Below are 15,723 nucleotides of genomic sequence, written 5' to 3'. Positions count from 1 at the left end.
GCACAGACCGGACGGCCTGGATGTGCGTCAGGCAGAGGTGTCACCCGCGATGCGGTGCAGCACATCGGGGCGGAGCACCACGATCCGGCGGCGCCGGGTAGCGACGACCTGCCGGTCCCGCAACTCCTTGAGGAGCCGGGCCACCGCCTCGCGTGAGGAGCCGACCGAACCGGCGAACTCCTGTTGGCTGAGCCCGATGGTGAGTTCGATGCCCTCGTCCGTGCGGTTTCCGTGGGTGCGGACCAGTTCGAGCAGCAGGACGGCGAGTCGCTCTCGCACGGTGAGGGCGGCCCATTCCAGCCGACGTCGGTCCGTGGACCGCTGGCGGTCCGTGGACAGGCTCAGCAGATGCAGCGCCACGCGGGGATGCTCCGAGACGAACAGGGTGAAGCGGCCCTGGTCGATGACGACCGCCTCGACCGGCTCCAGAGCCGTCACGGTCGCCGAGCGGTGTCGGCCGCTCAGCGCCGCACCCTCACCGATGATGTCGCCGGGGCCGCGCAGGGCGAGCAGGGCCTCGTAGCCGTTGACCGCGATCGCCGTGACCTTGGTCCAGCCGTGCAGTAACAGCAGGACATGGGACGAGGGCTCGTCCTGGTGCAGGATGACGCCGCGTTCCCGGTAGCTGAGGGGACGGCCGATGGAGAGCAGAGCGGCGCGGTCGTCCCGCTCCAGCCGGGCCAGAAACGGGACGCCGTCGTCGTCCCACGCTCGCGTCTGTCCCCCAGCCATCCCGCCGACCCCCGTGCTCAGCTGTGCCGATGCCTGCCCCCTGACAGGCGTCAACGTACTTGAAATGACCATGGGAAGAACGGGCGACAATCGGCCGGGTGGCCGACACGCGGGCCCCGTCGTGGACGCACCGGTGCCGGAACCCCCGCTTCGGCGCATCATGGAAGGACTCCGGCCCCCGGGGAGGTGCTCCGTGTCGCAGCCGCACTATCCGTCCTGGCAGCCCTGGCAGGGCTATGGCGCTCCATCGATGCTCGCGTCGCACGCCGACCGGGAGCGGGCCGTGGATGTGCTCAGAGCCGGATACGGCGAGGGGCGGATGGAGCAGGGCGAGTTCGAGAAGCGGGTCGGGCGGGCGTACGCGGCGCGGACGGTGGGGGAGCTGGCGCTGCTCGTCGCGGACCTGCCGCAGGGGCCGCTGCCCCAGCCGGCCTCGGTCCTGCCCGTGCCGGGGACGTTCCTGCCGGTGCCGCGGGCGCGGACCAACGGGAAGGCCGTCGCGGCCGGGGTGTGCGGGCTGCTGTGCGTGCCGACCATGGGGCTGACCGGGATCCCGGCCGTCGTGCTGGGGCATGTGGCCCGGGCCGAGATCCGCAGCCGGGGCGAGCTGGGGGACGGGCTCGCACTGACCGGTCTGGTCCTCGGGTGGTTGTCCACGGCGGGTTGGGCACTCGTTCTGGTGTTGCTCACGGTGGTGTCCGTCGTAGCATCGTGAAGGTATGCAAAACGGACAGTCGCCGTCGAATTGAAGATCGGCAACGGCCGGGGGGCTTGACATGTTCCGCATGGCGATGCGGGCGGTGCCCATTTGTTTTGACCGCAGCGAATGCGGTAGGTACGCTCAGACCTTGTGCCTGGGGTGTGCCCTGGCTCGCGTGTGTGCCATGAACCGCACGGCGAGCTGACACCGGCCACCGTAATCTGCGCAGTTTCTGCCTCGCGGCGGGAGTCCGCGGGTTCGACACACCCGACCGCGTGGGTCGGCGACGTTCCAGGTTAGCTTCACCATTCGGCACACAGAAACCGGAGAAGTAGTGCCTACGATCCAGCAGCTGGTCCGGAAGGGCCGGCAGGACAAGGTCGAGAAGAACAAGACGCCCGCACTCGAGGGTTCCCCTCAGCGCCGGGGCGTCTGCACGCGTGTGTTCACGACCACCCCGAAGAAGCCGAACTCGGCCCTGCGTAAGGTCGCGCGTGTGCGTCTGACCAGCGGGATCGAGGTCACCGCTTACATTCCGGGTGAGGGACACAACCTGCAGGAGCACTCCATCGTGCTCGTGCGCGGCGGCCGTGTGAAGGACCTGCCGGGTGTTCGCTACAAGATCATCCGTGGCTCCCTCGACACCCAGGGTGTCAAGAACCGCAAGCAGGCCCGTTCCCGCTACGGCGCCAAGAAGGAGAAGTAAGAATGCCTCGTAAGGGCCCCGCCCCGAAGCGCCCGGTCATCATCGACCCGGTCTACGGTTCTCCTCTGGTCACGTCGCTCATCAACAAGGTGCTGCTGAACGGCAAGCGCTCCACCGCCGAGCGCATCGTCTACGGCGCCATGGAGGGCCTGCGCGAGAAGACCGGCAACGACCCGGTCATCACGCTGAAGCGCGCTCTTGAGAACATCAAGCCGACCCTCGAGGTCAAGTCCCGCCGTGTCGGTGGCGCCACCTACCAGGTGCCGGTCGAGGTCAAGCCCGGCCGCGCCAACACCCTGGCGCTGCGCTGGCTGGTCGGTTACTCCCGCGCCCGTCGCGAGAAGACCATGACCGAGCGTCTCCTCAACGAGCTTCTCGACGCCTCCAACGGCCTCGGTGCGGCCGTGAAGAAGCGCGAGGACACCCACAAGATGGCCGAGTCCAACAAGGCCTTCGCGCACTACCGCTGGTAGTCGCTACCCACATCGAGACCGAGAGAAGACTGAAGCCTTATGGCTACCACTTCACTTGACCTGGCCAAGGTCCGCAACATCGGGATCATGGCCCACATCGACGCGGGCAAGACGACCACCACCGAGCGGATCCTGTTCTACACCGGCGTGTCGTACAAGATCGGTGAGGTCCATGACGGCGCCGCCACCATGGACTGGATGGAGCAGGAGCAGGAGCGTGGCATCACGATCACGTCTGCTGCGACCACCTGTCACTGGCCGCTCGAGGGCGACGACTACACCATCAACATCATCGACACCCCGGGTCACGTCGACTTCACCGTCGAGGTGGAGCGCTCCCTGCGCGTGCTCGACGGTGCCGTGACGGTGTTCGACGGTGTCGCCGGTGTCGAGCCGCAGTCCGAGACGGTGTGGCGTCAGGCCGACCGCTACGGCGTGCCGCGCATCTGCTTCGTCAACAAGCTGGACCGTACCGGCGCCGAGTTCCACCGCTGCGTGGACATGATCTCGGACCGCCTGGGCGCGCAGCCGCTGGTCATGCAGCTGCCGATCGGTGCCGAGGCGGACTTCAAGGGCGTCATCGACCTCGTGACGATGAAGGCCCTGGTCTGGTCGGCCGAGGCGACCAAGGGCGAGATGTACGACACCGTCGACATCCCGGACACCCACGCCGAGGCTGCCGAGGAGTACCGCGGCAAGCTGCTCGAGGCCGTCGCCGAGAACGACGAAGAGCTGATGGAGCTGTACCTGGAGGGCACCGAGCCCACCGTGGAGCAGCTCTACGCCGCGATCCGTCGTATCACCATCGCGTCCGGCAAGGGCGGCGGCACCACCGTCACCCCCGTGTTCTGCGGCACCGCGTTCAAGAACAAGGGCGTTCAGCCCCTGCTCGACGCGGTCGTGCGCTACCTGCCCACCCCCCTGGACGTCGAGGCCATCGAGGGCCACGACGTCAAGGACCCGGAGCAGGTCATCGCGCGCAAGCCGTCGGAGGACGAGCCTCTCGCCGCGCTGGCGTTCAAGATCATGAGCGACCCGCACCTCGGCAAGCTCACCTTCGTCCGCGTGTACTCCGGCCGTCTGCAGTCCGGCACCGCCGTGCTGAACTCGGTCAAGGGCCGCAAGGAGCGCATCGGCAAGATCTACCGCATGCACGCCAACAAGCGTGAGGAGATCGAGTCGGTGGGCGCCGGCGACATCGTCGCCGTCATGGGCCTGAAGCAGACCACCACCGGTGAGACGCTGGCGGACGAGAAGAACCCGGTCATCCTGGAGTCCATGGACTTCCCGGCGCCGGTCATCGAGGTCGCCATCGAGCCCAAGTCGAAGGGCGACCAGGAGAAGCTCGGCGTCGCGATCCAGCGCCTGGCCGAGGAGGACCCCTCCTTCCAGGTGCACACCAACGAGGAGACCGGCCAGACCGTCATCGGCGGTATGGGCGAGCTTCACCTCGAGGTGCTCGTGGACCGCATGAAGCGCGAGTTCAAGGTCGAGGCCAACGTCGGCAAGCCGCAGGTCGCGTACCGCGAGACGATCCGCAAGGCCGTCGAGAAGGTCGAGTTCACCCACAAGAAGCAGACGGGTGGTACCGGCCAGTTCGCTCGCGTCATCATCGCGATCGAGCCCATCGAGGGTGGCGACGCCTCGTACGAGTTCATCAACAAGGTGACCGGTGGCCGTGTGCCGAAGGAGTACATCCCTTCGGTGGACGCCGGTGCGCAGGAGGCCATGCAGTTCGGCATCCTCGCCGGTTACGAGATGACCGGTGTGCGCGTGACGCTGCTCGACGGTGCCTACCACGAGGTGGACTCCTCCGAGCTCGCGTTCAAGATCGCCGGTTCGCAGGCCTTCAAGGAGGCCGCGCGCAAGGCCAGCCCCGTGCTGCTCGAGCCGATGATGGCCGTCGAGGTCACCACGCCCGAGGACTACATGGGTGAGGTCATCGGCGACATCAACTCCCGCCGTGGTCAGATCCAGGCCATGGAGGAGCGGGCCGGTGCCCGCGTCGTGAAGGGCCTCGTGCCCCTCTCGGAGATGTTCGGTTACGTCGGCGACCTGCGCAGCAAGACGTCCGGCCGTGCGAGCTACTCCATGCAGTTCGACTCCTACGCCGAGGTTCCGCGGAACGTCGCCGAGGAGATCATCGCGAAGGCCAAGGGCGAGTAACGCACCGCGTCTACACGCCGTAGGCTTGACTCCGGAGCCTTGATGGGCATTCCGCCGCAATCGTGGTGAGAATGCCCCGGGGCCCGGGCTTTCCAGCAAAGATCACCTGGCGCCGATGAGTAAGGCGTACCAGAACCACTCCACAGGAGGACCCCAGTGGCGAAGGCGAAGTTCGAGCGGACTAAGCCGCACGTCAACATCGGCACCATCGGTCACATCGACCACGGTAAGACGACCCTCACGGCCGCCATTACCAAGGTGCTGCACGACGCGTACCCGGACCTGAACGAGGCCTCGGCCTTCGACCAGATCGACAAGGCTCCTGAGGAGCGCCAGCGCGGTATCACCATCTCCATCGCGCACGTCGAGTACCAGACCGAGACGCGTCACTACGCCCACGTCGACTGCCCCGGTCACGCGGACTACATCAAGAACATGATCACGGGTGCGGCGCAGATGGACGGCGCCATCCTCGTGGTCGCCGCCACCGACGGCCCGATGCCGCAGACCAAGGAGCACGTGCTCCTGGCCCGCCAGGTCGGCGTTCCGTACATCGTCGTCGCCCTGAACAAGGCCGACATGGTGGACGACGAGGAGATCCTGGAGCTCGTCGAGCTCGAGGTCCGTGAGCTCCTCTCCGAGTACGAGTTCCCGGGCGACGACGTTCCGGTCGTCAAGGTCTCCGCTCTGAAGGCCCTCGAGGGCGACAAGGAGTGGGGCAACTCGGTTCTCGAGCTCATGAACGCCGTCGACACGGCGATCCCGGAGCCCGAGCGTGACGTCGACAAGCCGTTCCTGATGCCGATCGAGGACGTCTTCACGATCACCGGTCGCGGAACGGTCGTCACCGGCCGTATCGAGCGTGGTGTCCTGAAGGTCAACGAGACCGTCGACATCATCGGCATCAAGCAGGAGAAGACCACCACCACGGTCACCGGCATCGAGATGTTCCGGAAGCTCCTCGACGAGGGCCAGGCCGGTGAGAACGTCGGTCTGCTCCTCCGTGGCATCAAGCGCGAGGACGTCGAGCGCGGCCAGGTCATCATCAAGCCGGGCTCGGTCACCCCGCACACCGAGTTCGAGGCGCAGGCCTACATCCTGTCCAAGGACGAGGGTGGCCGCCACACGCCGTTCTTCAACAACTACCGCCCGCAGTTCTACTTCCGTACGACGGACGTGACCGGCGTGGTGACCCTCCCCGAGGGCACCGAGATGGTCATGCCGGGTGACAACACCGAGATGAAGGTGGAGCTCATCCAGCCCGTCGCCATGGAAGAGGGCCTGAAGTTCGCCATCCGTGAGGGTGGCCGGACCGTGGGCGCCGGCCAGGTCACCAAGATCAACAAGTGAGTCTTCGGACTGGCTTGAGGGTCAACTGACCTGAGTGGCTCGAAGGGGCCCGTACGACTTCGGTCGTACGGGCCCCTTTGCCGTTGGTGGACGCGACGGCTGCATGCTCCCCCGGGCGGGCAACCTCCCGGCCCGGGCAACCCGTCCACCTCCGCCCTGGGCGTGATGCCGACGGTGTGACGGGGCGTCGGTCTGGATCACTGCATGTTCTGGACGTGCGGATGGTCCGATGACACCCGGCAGACGTACAACTGCAAGCTGTAGCTCCGGCCGATCTCCAGCTGTGTGTCGCATGCCGGGCCGAGGAAGTGGTAGCCGTCGTAGCCCGCGTCCTCGATCGGCTGCCAGCTTCCGCTGCCGCCGTCCCACTCCGTGCCGTCGAGGGTGAGCAGAGGGCGGACCGGCCCACCGCACTCGGGGCAGGACATCGGGAACGGATCGGAGAAGCTCCAGGGAGCGTGACCGCCGGCCTTGCTGCCCGGGGCGACCGCCAGGTCGTACTGGTAACAGACCTCGTCCTGTTCCTCGTCGGCCTCCTCGCTCTCCTCCTCCCACGCGCTGATCCGCTCGGCGAGCGCCTCGGGCAGCTCGTGCGGCGCCGGGTACTCGGTGACCTGCTCGGGATGCAGCACGCACGGCTGGGGCAGATAGCCGTCGTCGCCGATGACGGACGGCTGCGGGACGTCGGTGAGCGAGGCCCTCACGTCGGCTGTGGTACGCCAGCGCAGCTCCGTGTACGGCAGATGGTCCGGGGCGTGGCCGAAGGGGCACCACAGCACCTGAAGCAGGTCGGTTCCCTCCGGGCAGGGCAGGCCCGGAACGTCGGAGGCGTACAGCTGGGCGACCGGCACCAACGGGACGGGCCCGTCCTGCGGTATGCGGGCCTTCTCGGTCGCCCGGTCGACGACCGTCCGCTCCTCGTCGGTCAGCAGTTTCTCTCCCTCCGCGCGTGGGCGGGCCCAGGCCTCCGCGAGGATCCGCCGCCGCAGCCGGACGTCGACCGGGTCGAGCCCGCGGTGCCAGGGGCCGGTGTGCTCAGGGCAGCCGGGCCATGGTTCACCGGCCGGCCACAGCAGGGGCCCGCCGATGGAACTGTCGTCCGCGGTCGGCGCACCGGCCCGGGGATGCAGCCGTACGGCCGTGCGGGCGAGCGGGGCCAGCTCGGGGAAGAGACCGGTGACGTCGAGGGGGCGGGGTGGGGTGGTGCGGGTCATGGCCCGCAGGGTACGTCGCGGAACCGGGGTGCCAGAGGTCGGGTGCGCCTGGTTGGTGGTGCCCCCTGTGGTGTGGTCGTGTGCCATCACGGTGGCTGGGGGAGTGGGGGGCCGAGGACGGGCTGGTGAGTGGGGGTGGGGGCAGCCCCGGGCCGGTTCGTTCTTGCGCAGGCCGTAACACTGGAGCATGACTTCAGAACCGGCTCGCGACGAGCTCGACCTGGACTCGATCGAGGAACTGTGCGCGGCCACGATCCCGGACCCCGAATTCGCCGCCAGAGCCAGGGACATGGTGCCGCGGCTGGTGGCGGAGGTCAGGCGCCTGCGGTGGCTCGTCGAGTACGGGGCGTGCCCCACGGCGGGCACCACGGGCACGGAGTTCGTGCTTCCGCTCGACGAGGAGATGCTCGGCTACTTCCGCGAGATGGTGGACGTGCTGGTGGAGCGCGTCGGTGTCCCCCGTGCGGAGGCGGTCGCCAGGGTCAACGCGGCGTACGGGACGCGGCAGTCGGCCGCCCTGGACCTCCAGCTCATGGGACACGAGCTGCCCGAGTACTGGGCCTGCGGTCTGTACTACGGTCCGGACGGCCGGGGCCGGATTCCGGTCGGCGACCCGGTCGCGGACGCGGCCATCGACCTCACCACACTCCCCGTACGCCCGGCACCGCCGAAGGACTCTCCCTTCTGGACGGTGGATGAGCCCCAGGTGCTCGGTGAGCCGGCCGACCGCCCGTGATCGATGCACCGGCCATGTCCGTGGCCGTCACCTGTCTCGTCCGTCGCACCCGCTGACCATGTCGTACCCCACCCCCCGGTGATGGGACGATGGCCGGACTTGTGATCGAGCGAACGAAAGGCCGGCGCCATGGCCCGCTACATGGAGACCCTGACCGTCGAGCGGGGCGGTTTCCGGATCAAGGTGCCGGAGACGTGGTGGGAGTTCGACGTACGGCCGGAGTCGCGGGACGACTCGATCCGCCGGATGGTCAGTGAACGGGTGCAGCAGCGACCGGAGTTGGAGCAGTACCGCGGTACCTACGTCGACTTCCTCCAGAAGGCCGCTGCCGATGCCTGGAAGTCGGGCGCGCTGTACTGCGGCTGCATGGCGGAGAACTTCGGCGGCGACACACCGATCACGGGGTCCGTGACCGTCTCCCTCGTCGGCGGGCGCAACGAGCGTGGCGAGCCGCTGTCGAATGATCCCTCCGTCATCGCCGGCCAGCTCGCGGTCAAGGAGGCCAAGCGGGAGGGCGACTCCTGGCGCAAGGTCACGACCGTCGACATCCCCGGTGTGGGCCCGGCCGCGCGCACGCACGGCATCGAGGACATCGCCGTACCGGGCGATGCCCTCAACCGCACGATCAGGGCTGTGCTGATGCAGACGTACATCCCCGTGCCGGGCCAGGAGGGCAAGGTCGCCCTGGTCGCCGGCAGCAGCCAGGTCCTCGACCTCGCGGACTCCTTCTTCGACATCTTCGACGCGATCACGTCGACGTTCCGCTTCACGGGCTGATGTGCCGGTGTCTCGCGGGTGGGACTGGGAGAGCGGTGAGGGCCTGCTGAGGCTGGACGACCCGGGGGAGTGGGACGCCGCCTTCGACCGTGGTGAGGCGCGTCTGGGTACGGCGGTGATCGGCTTGGCGTTCCACTGCTCGCCGGCGGAGGCATCCCCGCGGATCGCCCGGGCGTTGCGACTGCCGGACGCCGCTCAGCGGGGGTTCGCCTTCACCGCGGCGGGTCACGCGGCCCGCCTGAACGGGGAGTTGACTCCCGAGCTGTACGCGGCCCTGCGCGAGGAGGGCCCCGGCGGCGTCGCCGAGCACCCCATCAGGGACACCTTGACGTTCGTCCCGTTCCGGAAGCTGCCGCCGTGGTTCAAGCGGCGGTGGGTGTACGTGGTGGTGCGGGACAGGCTGGAAGCCTGCTGGCTGGGGTGCGTGTACGCCGTCGGGGATGCTTGGCGGGCCGTGCGCGGCCGCGGTGCCTGATGCCGCCCCGCACGGTTCACGATCCGGGCCCTGCCTTTTCGACGAACGGCTGTGCCTTGTAAGTTCACGTGTGCATACGGTTGTTGACGTGGATGTGCGCGTGACGGGGGTTGCGGTATGGCAGGGCACAGGCCTTCGGACTGGCATGTCCTGGATCTGGACAAGGATCCGACCCCTGGCGACCCCCAACGGGTACGCACACTCGCGAAGCACCTGCACGACTTCGCCGACGACGTCTCCGACGCGCTGCGCCTGGTCAAGGGGATGGCGGGCGAGGGCACGCTCCTGGAGTGGGCGGGCAAGTCGGCCGACGTCTTCAAGGAGGACTTCGCGGATGTCCCGAAGAACCTCAAGAAGCTGAAGAAGTCCTATGAGATGTGCGGCGACGCGCTGGCGGACTTCTGGCCGAAGCTGGAGCGCGCGCAGTCGCTGGCGGACAAGGCCCTGCGCAAGGGCCGCGAGGCGCGGGACAGCCTCTCCTCGGCCCAGTCCCGCCTCACCTCGGCCGACTCGTGGGTGACGCGGGCGGGCAAGGAGGCGGACAAGTACAAGGACGACCCGACGGGCCGCACGTCGGACGCGGACAAGCCGGACGAGGCCAAGGTGCGGGCGGCGACCCGGGACGTCCAGCACGCCAAGTCCGCCCAGACCAAGGCCCAGTCGGACGTCTCCGACGCGCAGGACGCCCTTGCCGCGGCGAAGAAGATGGCCGAGGACGCGCGCAAGATGCGCGAGGAGGCCGCCCGCGAGGCGAAGTCGAAGATCGACGAGGCCTCGGACGCCGGCATCCAGAACCGGTCGTGGTGGGAGGAAGTCGGGGACTGGTTCACGGACAACTGGGACACCATCGTCGCGGTCTGCAAGGTCGTCGTGACCGTCCTTGGGATCGTTGCCATGATCATCGGTGGGCCGATCCTGGGTGCGATCGTGCTGATCGCCGCCGCGGTCGTGCTAGCCGACACGCTCTATAAATATTCCAAGGGTCAAGCATCCCTATGGGACGTGGGGTTCGCCGCGCTGGACTGCATCCCGGGTATGAAGGGGCTCACCACGCTCGGCGGACTCGCCAAAGGCCTCAAGGCTCTGGGCAAGACGGGTCTCAAGGGAATGGCCATGGGCCTCAAGGGCATGGGGCCACGCCTGAAAGGCCTCGGCCGACAGATGAAGAACCTCTTCACCTGCGGTGATCCCATTGACATGGCCACTGGTCAGATGGTCATGTCGATCACCGACGTACACCTGCCCGGCGTCCTGCCGTTGGTGCTCGAGCGCAGTCACCGCACCGGGGTGAGAGCGGGTGGCTGGTTCGGGACCAGTTGGACCTCCACCCTGGACCAGAGGCTGCTGCTCGAAGAGGGCGGCATCCGGTTCGTCGGAGCAGACGGGACGGTGCTCTACTACACGGTCCCCGAGCCGGGTGAGTCGATGAGGCCGTTGATCGGCCCCCACTGGCCGCTCAGCTGGGACGGTGCGCCCGACGCGCACATCACCGTGAGACAGCCCGAGACCGGAACGACACTCAACTTCAGTCGTGTGCAAGGCGGATCTGACTCAGTACTCCCGTTGGTCGGCATAGTGGACCGCAACGGCAACGCCATCGGCATCCACTACGCCGCGGACGGGACTCCGCGCGAGCTTGTCCACCACGGCGGATACCGCATCGGCATCACCACCGCATCGGGCCGTGTGACCGCGCTCGACCTCCTCAGCGACCCTGCCGAGCCCAGGCTCCTGTCTTACGAATACGACGAGCTCGGCCGCCTCGCCGGCGTGGTCGACTCCTCCTCGGTTCCCCAGCGCTACAGCTACGACGACGAGCAGCGAGTCACCGGCTGGCAGAGCAGGGACGGTTACTGGTACCGCTACGCCTACGACGACATCGGCCGCTGTGTCCGCACCGGCGGTGACACCGGGGTCCTCGCCTACTCATACGCGTATGACGACAACACGCGCACCACTGTGGCTACGGACTCTCTCGGTCACTCCGTCACGTACACGTTCACCGAAGACCTCCGGCCCGTCCGAGAGACCGATCCGCTGGGACATACGGTCACCCGGAGTTGGGACGATCACGGGCGTCTCGTGAAGCTCACCGATCAGCTTGGCCGCACCACGAACTTCCACTACGGCCCCGAGGGCGACGTCACGGAGATCGTTCGCCCGGACGGCGGGGTGGTTCGTAAGGAGTACGACGAGCACGGCTACGTCACGAAGGTGACCCAGCCCGACGGCAGCGCATGGGAAGCGGCCTATGACGCGAAGGGCAACCGGGTCGCCGTGATCGACCCACTGGGCGCGACCACGTCCTTCACCTTCGACGAACGCGGGGGACTCACCGGCATCACAGACGCCCTGGGCTGCCGTCAGCAGACCATGGTCAACGACGAAGCCGGCCTCCTTGTCGGCACTACGGACGCGCTGGGCGCGAGCAGTACCTTCACACGCGACGCCTTCGGACGCATCACCGAACTCACCGACACTTTTGGGCAGACCACGCGCGTCGGCTGGACCATCGAGGGCCAGATCTCATGGCGGCATCTCCCCAACGGGACCACGGAGCGCTGGTCGTACGACGCTGAAGGCAATCCACTGGAGTACCGGTCCTCGAACGGCCGCTCCACCACGTACGAGAACACCCACTTCGACCTCTGCACCTTGCGGGAGCACGGGGACGGGAGTTCGGAACGCTTCGAGTACGACACGGAACTGAGACTGCGCAGCGTCACCAATGCGGCGGGCCAGACCTGGGTCTACGCGTACGACGGTGTCGGCCGGCTCGTCTCCGAGACCGATGTCAACGGCCGCACTCTGACCTACCGCTACGACGCGGCGGGCCAGTTGGTGGAACGGACCAACGGCGCGGGCGAGACCACCCGGTTCAGCCACGACCTGCTCGGCAACGTCGTCAGCATGGAGGCGGACGGCAGTACCACGACGTACGAGTACGACCTGCTCGGCAGGCTGGTCCGGGCCCGTAACGCGGACATCGATCTCAGCCGGGAACACGACGGGGCCGGCCGGCTGCTCGCCGAGTCGTGGAACGGCCGGGAAGTACGGTCCGAATACGACCTCACCGGGCGTCGCACCGCCCGCAGGACACCGAGCGGCGCGCTCACCAGGTGGACGTACGAGCCGGAGCGCCGCGCGTTGGTGCAGCAGGTCGGCAGCCATGACATCGACTTCCACTACGACGTCGCAGGCCGCGAGATCGCACGAGTGCTGGGCGACGCCGCGAGGCTGACCCATGAGTGGGACGCGGAGCGGCTGCGCACGAAGCAGAGCGTCGTCACGGCTGGTGGGGAGGCTCGGCAGCGCGTATTCCAGCACCGGCCCGATGGCGCGCTGACGGCGGTGACGGACTCCCGCCACGGCGAGCGCGCCTTCACTCTCGACCACGCTGGACGAGTGACCGCCGCACGGGGCGGGGCCGAATGGGACGAGGCATACGAGTACGACGTACTGGGCAACCTGACCGCATCCCGCACCACGGGACAGGTGCGGGACGAGGAGACCGATTCCGGAAACCGCACCTACTCCGGCACCCTCATCGAGCGAGCGGGCCGCACGTCCTACCGTCACGACGGGCAGGGGCGGGTGGTACGGCGCATCACCCGCCTGCTGTCCGGCGGCAGACGGGAGTGGCGCTACCACTGGAACGCCGAGGACCAGCTCACCGACGTCCTGACTCCGGACGGCCGTCACTGGCGCTACGTCTATGACCCGGTCGGTCGGCGAGTCGGAAAGCAGTTGCTGGCGGACGACGAGACAACGGTGCTCGAGCAGGTGTCGTTCTTCTGGGACGGCGACGACCTTGCGGAACAGACGGACGGGACGGTCAGCACGTCGTGGGACTGGCTCGACGGGTCGTCTCCGATCAGCCAGCGGATACGTGCGACCGGCCCCGTCGAACCGGACACGCCGCAGGACGAGATCGACGAGCGTTTCTATGCCATTGTCACCGACCTGCTGGGCACACCGACGGAACTCATCGACGCCGACGGGAACGTCGTCTGGACCCAGGCATCAACACTTTGGGGTGTCCCCGTCGACCTGCCCGGCGAGGGACGGGTCGACTGCCCGCTCCGATTCCCCGGGCAGTACTTCGACGCGGAAACCGGGCTGCATTACAACCATCACCGCTATTACGAGCCCGGCACGGCCCGTTACATCAGTCCGGATCCGCTGGGACGGACTCCGGCACCGAACCACCATGCCTATGTGAAGAACCCGTTGCAGTGGAAGGATCCGCTGGGACTGAAGGCTCCGTGCATGGTGGACCTCTACCACGGCACGCTCGGGAATCACGCAGACAATATCTTGGCGAATGGTATCGACATTCACGCGTCGACCCGCAAGATGGACTTCGGGCGTGGCGGCTTCTACGTCACCAACGATCCGAAGCAGGCACTGGACTGGGCCAAGAAGCTGGCGGAGCGGAACGGCGGTGTACCTGCCGTCATCCATTTCAAGGTCCCGAAGGCCGAGTTGGACAGTCTGAGCAGCAAGATATTCAATGGGCCGGGTGACGATGTGGCGGACTTCATCCGCCATCACCGCAATGGCGGTGCCATGCACAACCATGAGCTGGTGGAGGGGCCGATGCTCCTCAACCTCAAGGGGTTCCTGCGTGGCGGTAAGCCGCCCGTCCTCGAGGGGCACCAGATCGCCATCTTCGGCGACCGGGCCGCCGAGCTGTTCTCCAATTCCATTCATCGACGAGTAGGGCCGCCTACATCATGACCGTAGAATTCCTTATGCGCCTCGACGAGGGCATGCTCGAGTATTTCCGAGACATGGCGGACGAAATGGTGTCGAGGTTCGGCATCTCCCGAGCCGAGGCCGTGGCAAGGATCAACGAGCGGTACCAAGATTCCGAAATTTCTTCGTACCCGGATCTGATGTGCCATGAGCCTCCGGAGTACTGGGCTTATGGCCTGTACTACTACCCGGACGACTCGGGCCGGCTGCCGACCGGCGACGAGGACGACGATGAGTCCATCGACTTCTCTGCCCTGAAGGTACGCCCCGCTCCCGAACCGGGCTCGCCCCCCTGGACGATCAAGGACTGAGATGGGGCCCAGGCTTCCGCACCCCGAACAGCCGCGGACCGAACCAGTCGCGGTGCGGCGAGTTCCCAGTCGCTCAGGCGGGGAGGGAGGCGAAACACGGCCAAGGGCAGGTCGGACATGTGACTGGTCCCGGCAGACCAAGGAAGTGCTGCGGCGCGCAGGCTGGCGGCCCGGTCGCTCGGTGCCGACCGACACCTGGGAGGCGACCCTCGGCGAACGCGGCTCCTTCGTGGCCCACGAGGCCGCACGCCGGTTCCTCTCCGAGTTCGGCGGGCTGGTGACCTACGGCTGGCCTGCCGATTCGATCACCACTTCGTCTGCCATCCGGTTCGATCCCCATCGCGCGCAGTGGCAGCACGAGCGTTTCGCGAAGGCGAGCCGAGAAGCCGGGGCCCTCCTCTACCCCGTGGGCACCGCGGACGAAGGTGCCAGTTTCCTGGGAATCGCGGAGGACGGAGCTCTCCACCTCATGAGGGATCGTGTGGAACGGCTTGCCCCGAGCACTGATCAGGCGCTTGCCCGCCTGATCGAGGCACAGAGCGCCCAGTCCGCCCTCTGGCAGCCCTGCGGTCCAGCGCCCGAGCACCCCTTCTGGCGGCGGCTGCACACCGTGGAGACCGGCCCGGACGCCGGGACCCGATGGTCGGAGCAGACGGATCGGGTGCTGCGGGCCGGCGGCTGGTTTCCGGGCCGGTCGATGCCCACGCGGACCTGGGAAAGCATCCTCCTGCAGGTCGGCGAGTTCGAGATCCACGAAGCGGCACGGCGTTTCCTGTCGGAGTTCGGCGGAGTCGGCGTGCCCTACCGTGAGCCGTGGGACTCGATGCCGTGGATGGAGTTCTCGCTGGACCCGCTGCTGGCGCTCTGGGACGCGGAGATCATCGATGACCTCGCCGAGCAGGCAGGCGCCGACCTGTACCCCATCGGCATGCGCGATCGCGGGAACCAGCACCTGGCCATGGCGGCGGACGGCTCGGTCTACGCCGGCATGGACAGCGTCTGGCTACTGGCCTCCACCGGCGACGAGGCTTTGCAGAGGCTCACCGGCAGGATCCAGCCCACGGCTTCCTATTGATCGGCGGCTGGTGGCAGAAGGCGGGAGGGTGTGGTGCGCGACCTCACGGACCGACCTCGGGCTGGAGGAATGCCTGACAGCGCAGCCTGGTCCTCGACGAACTCGGCTCTCGTGGCGAGCTGGACTGGTCCCGCTGCGCGATTGATTCAGTCAACATGCGGGCCCTGAAAAGGGGGACCTGACAGGCCCGAATCCTGTCGACCGGGGCAAATACGGGTCGAAGATCCAACCGTTCGATAATTCCTTCTTG

General features: G+C 67.4%; 13 protein-coding genes and 1 pseudogene. 12 read left to right on the top strand and 2 right to left on the bottom strand.

What is annotated here, in order from left to right; translation table 11 throughout:
- Positions 1-27 precede the first annotated feature (27 nt).
- Positions 28-732 carry a Crp/Fnr family transcriptional regulator gene (locus tag AB0937_RS08305; RefSeq protein WP_366710358.1) on the bottom strand — a complete coding sequence of 235 codons (705 nt, stop codon included), beginning with the start codon at positions 730-732 and terminating at the stop codon, positions 28-30.
- A 193-nt stretch (positions 733-925) separates the two neighbouring features.
- Here AB0937_RS08305 and AB0937_RS08300 point away from each other — a divergent pair, with 193 nt between their 5' ends.
- The 5 genes from AB0937_RS08300 to tuf all read left to right on the top strand — a co-directional run bounded on the left by AB0937_RS08300 (position 926) and on the right by tuf (position 6,127).
- Entirely contained in the window at positions 926-1,447 is a 522-nt protein-coding gene (locus AB0937_RS08300; RefSeq protein WP_366710356.1) for a DUF1707 and DUF4190 domain-containing protein, read from the top strand.
- Between the two features lie 319 nt (positions 1,448-1,766).
- Positions 1,767-2,138, top strand: a complete 372-nt coding sequence (gene rpsL / locus AB0937_RS08295; protein ID WP_003948652.1) for a 30S ribosomal protein S12 — start codon at positions 1,767-1,769, stop codon at positions 2,136-2,138.
- Positions 2,139-2,140: 2 nt separating this feature from the next.
- Positions 2,141-2,611 carry a 30S ribosomal protein S7 gene (gene rpsG / locus AB0937_RS08290; RefSeq protein ID WP_003998848.1) on the top strand — a complete coding sequence of 157 codons (471 nt, stop codon included), beginning with the start codon at positions 2,141-2,143 and terminating at the stop codon, positions 2,609-2,611.
- 39 nt (positions 2,612-2,650) lie between these two features.
- Positions 2,651-4,777, top strand: coding sequence for an elongation factor G (gene fusA / locus AB0937_RS08285; protein ID WP_366710353.1), 2,127 nt, complete (start codon positions 2,651-2,653; stop codon positions 4,775-4,777).
- Positions 4,778-4,933: 156 nt separating this feature from the next.
- The gene (tuf, locus tag AB0937_RS08280) at positions 4,934-6,127 is read left to right on the top strand and encodes an elongation factor Tu (protein ID WP_030233924.1); all 1,194 of its coding nucleotides are present in this window, start codon (positions 4,934-4,936) and stop codon (positions 6,125-6,127) included.
- A 197-nt stretch (positions 6,128-6,324) separates the two neighbouring features.
- Here tuf and AB0937_RS08275 read toward each other — a convergent pair whose 3' ends face one another.
- Positions 6,325-7,341 (bottom strand): hypothetical protein, encoded by a 1,017-nt coding sequence (locus AB0937_RS08275; RefSeq protein WP_366710351.1) that lies wholly within the window; start codon positions 7,339-7,341, stop codon positions 6,325-6,327.
- A 187-nt stretch (positions 7,342-7,528) separates the two neighbouring features.
- Here AB0937_RS08275 and AB0937_RS08270 point away from each other — a divergent pair, with 187 nt between their 5' ends.
- The 7 genes and pseudogenes from AB0937_RS08270 to AB0937_RS08240 form a co-directional block, all read left to right on the top strand.
- Positions 7,529-8,077, top strand: a complete 549-nt coding sequence (locus AB0937_RS08270) for a hypothetical protein (RefSeq protein WP_366710349.1) — start codon at positions 7,529-7,531, stop codon at positions 8,075-8,077.
- Positions 8,078-8,206: 129 nt separating this feature from the next.
- Positions 8,207-8,854, top strand: a complete 648-nt coding sequence (locus tag AB0937_RS08265; protein ID WP_366710347.1) for a hypothetical protein — start codon at positions 8,207-8,209, stop codon at positions 8,852-8,854.
- Positions 8,855-8,861: 7 nt separating this feature from the next.
- Positions 8,862-9,329 carry a hypothetical protein gene (locus AB0937_RS08260; protein WP_366710345.1) on the top strand — a complete coding sequence of 156 codons (468 nt, stop codon included), beginning with the start codon at positions 8,862-8,864 and terminating at the stop codon, positions 9,327-9,329.
- Positions 9,330-9,446: 117 nt separating this feature from the next.
- Complete coding sequence (locus AB0937_RS08255) at positions 9,447-14,069, top strand: DUF6531 domain-containing protein (protein ID WP_366710343.1); 4,623 nt, start codon at positions 9,447-9,449, stop codon at positions 14,067-14,069.
- Positions 14,070-14,083: 14 nt separating this feature from the next.
- Positions 14,084-14,398: a hypothetical protein gene (locus tag AB0937_RS08250; protein ID WP_366710341.1), complete on the top strand. Its 315-nt coding sequence runs from the start codon at positions 14,084-14,086 to the stop codon at positions 14,396-14,398.
- Between the two features lies 1 nt (position 14,399).
- Positions 14,400-15,473: an SUKH-3 domain-containing protein gene (locus tag AB0937_RS08245; protein WP_366710339.1), complete on the top strand. Its 1,074-nt coding sequence runs from the start codon at positions 14,400-14,402 to the stop codon at positions 15,471-15,473.
- An 86-nt stretch (positions 15,474-15,559) separates the two neighbouring features.
- Positions 15,560-15,696 (top strand): annotated as a pseudogene (locus AB0937_RS08240) (IS5/IS1182 family transposase); the annotation flags it as partial.
- Between the last annotated feature and the right edge of the window lie 27 nt (positions 15,697-15,723).

Origin of the sequence: Streptomyces sp. NPDC047880, assembly GCF_040706515.1 — a bacterium.
Classification (GTDB): domain Bacteria; phylum Actinomycetota; class Actinomycetes; order Streptomycetales; family Streptomycetaceae; genus Streptomyces.
This window is presented reverse-complemented; position numbering and strand designations above follow the sequence as displayed.

Bases quoted from the DNA above. Each gene is read 5' to 3' on its own strand.
- AB0937_RS08305 (WP_366710358.1), bottom strand. From the start codon at position 732: ATGGCTGGGGGACAGACGCGAGCGTGGGACGACGACGGCGTCCCGTTT.
- rpsG (WP_003998848.1), top strand. From the start codon at position 2,141: ATGCCTCGTAAGGGCCCCGCCCCGAAGCGCCCGGTCATCATCGACCCG.
- fusA (WP_366710353.1), top strand. From the start codon at position 2,651: ATGGCTACCACTTCACTTGACCTGGCCAAGGTCCGCAACATCGGGATC.
- AB0937_RS08275 (WP_366710351.1), bottom strand. From the start codon at position 7,341: ATGACCCGCACCACCCCACCCCGCCCCCTCGACGTCACCGGTCTCTTC.
- AB0937_RS08270 (WP_366710349.1), top strand. From the start codon at position 7,529: ATGACTTCAGAACCGGCTCGCGACGAGCTCGACCTGGACTCGATCGAG.
- AB0937_RS08265 (WP_366710347.1), top strand. From the start codon at position 8,207: ATGGCCCGCTACATGGAGACCCTGACCGTCGAGCGGGGCGGTTTCCGG.
- AB0937_RS08255 (WP_366710343.1), top strand. From the start codon at position 9,447: ATGGCAGGGCACAGGCCTTCGGACTGGCATGTCCTGGATCTGGACAAG.
- AB0937_RS08250 (WP_366710341.1), top strand. From the start codon at position 14,084: ATGCGCCTCGACGAGGGCATGCTCGAGTATTTCCGAGACATGGCGGAC.
- AB0937_RS08245 (WP_366710339.1), top strand. From the start codon at position 14,400: ATGGGGCCCAGGCTTCCGCACCCCGAACAGCCGCGGACCGAACCAGTC.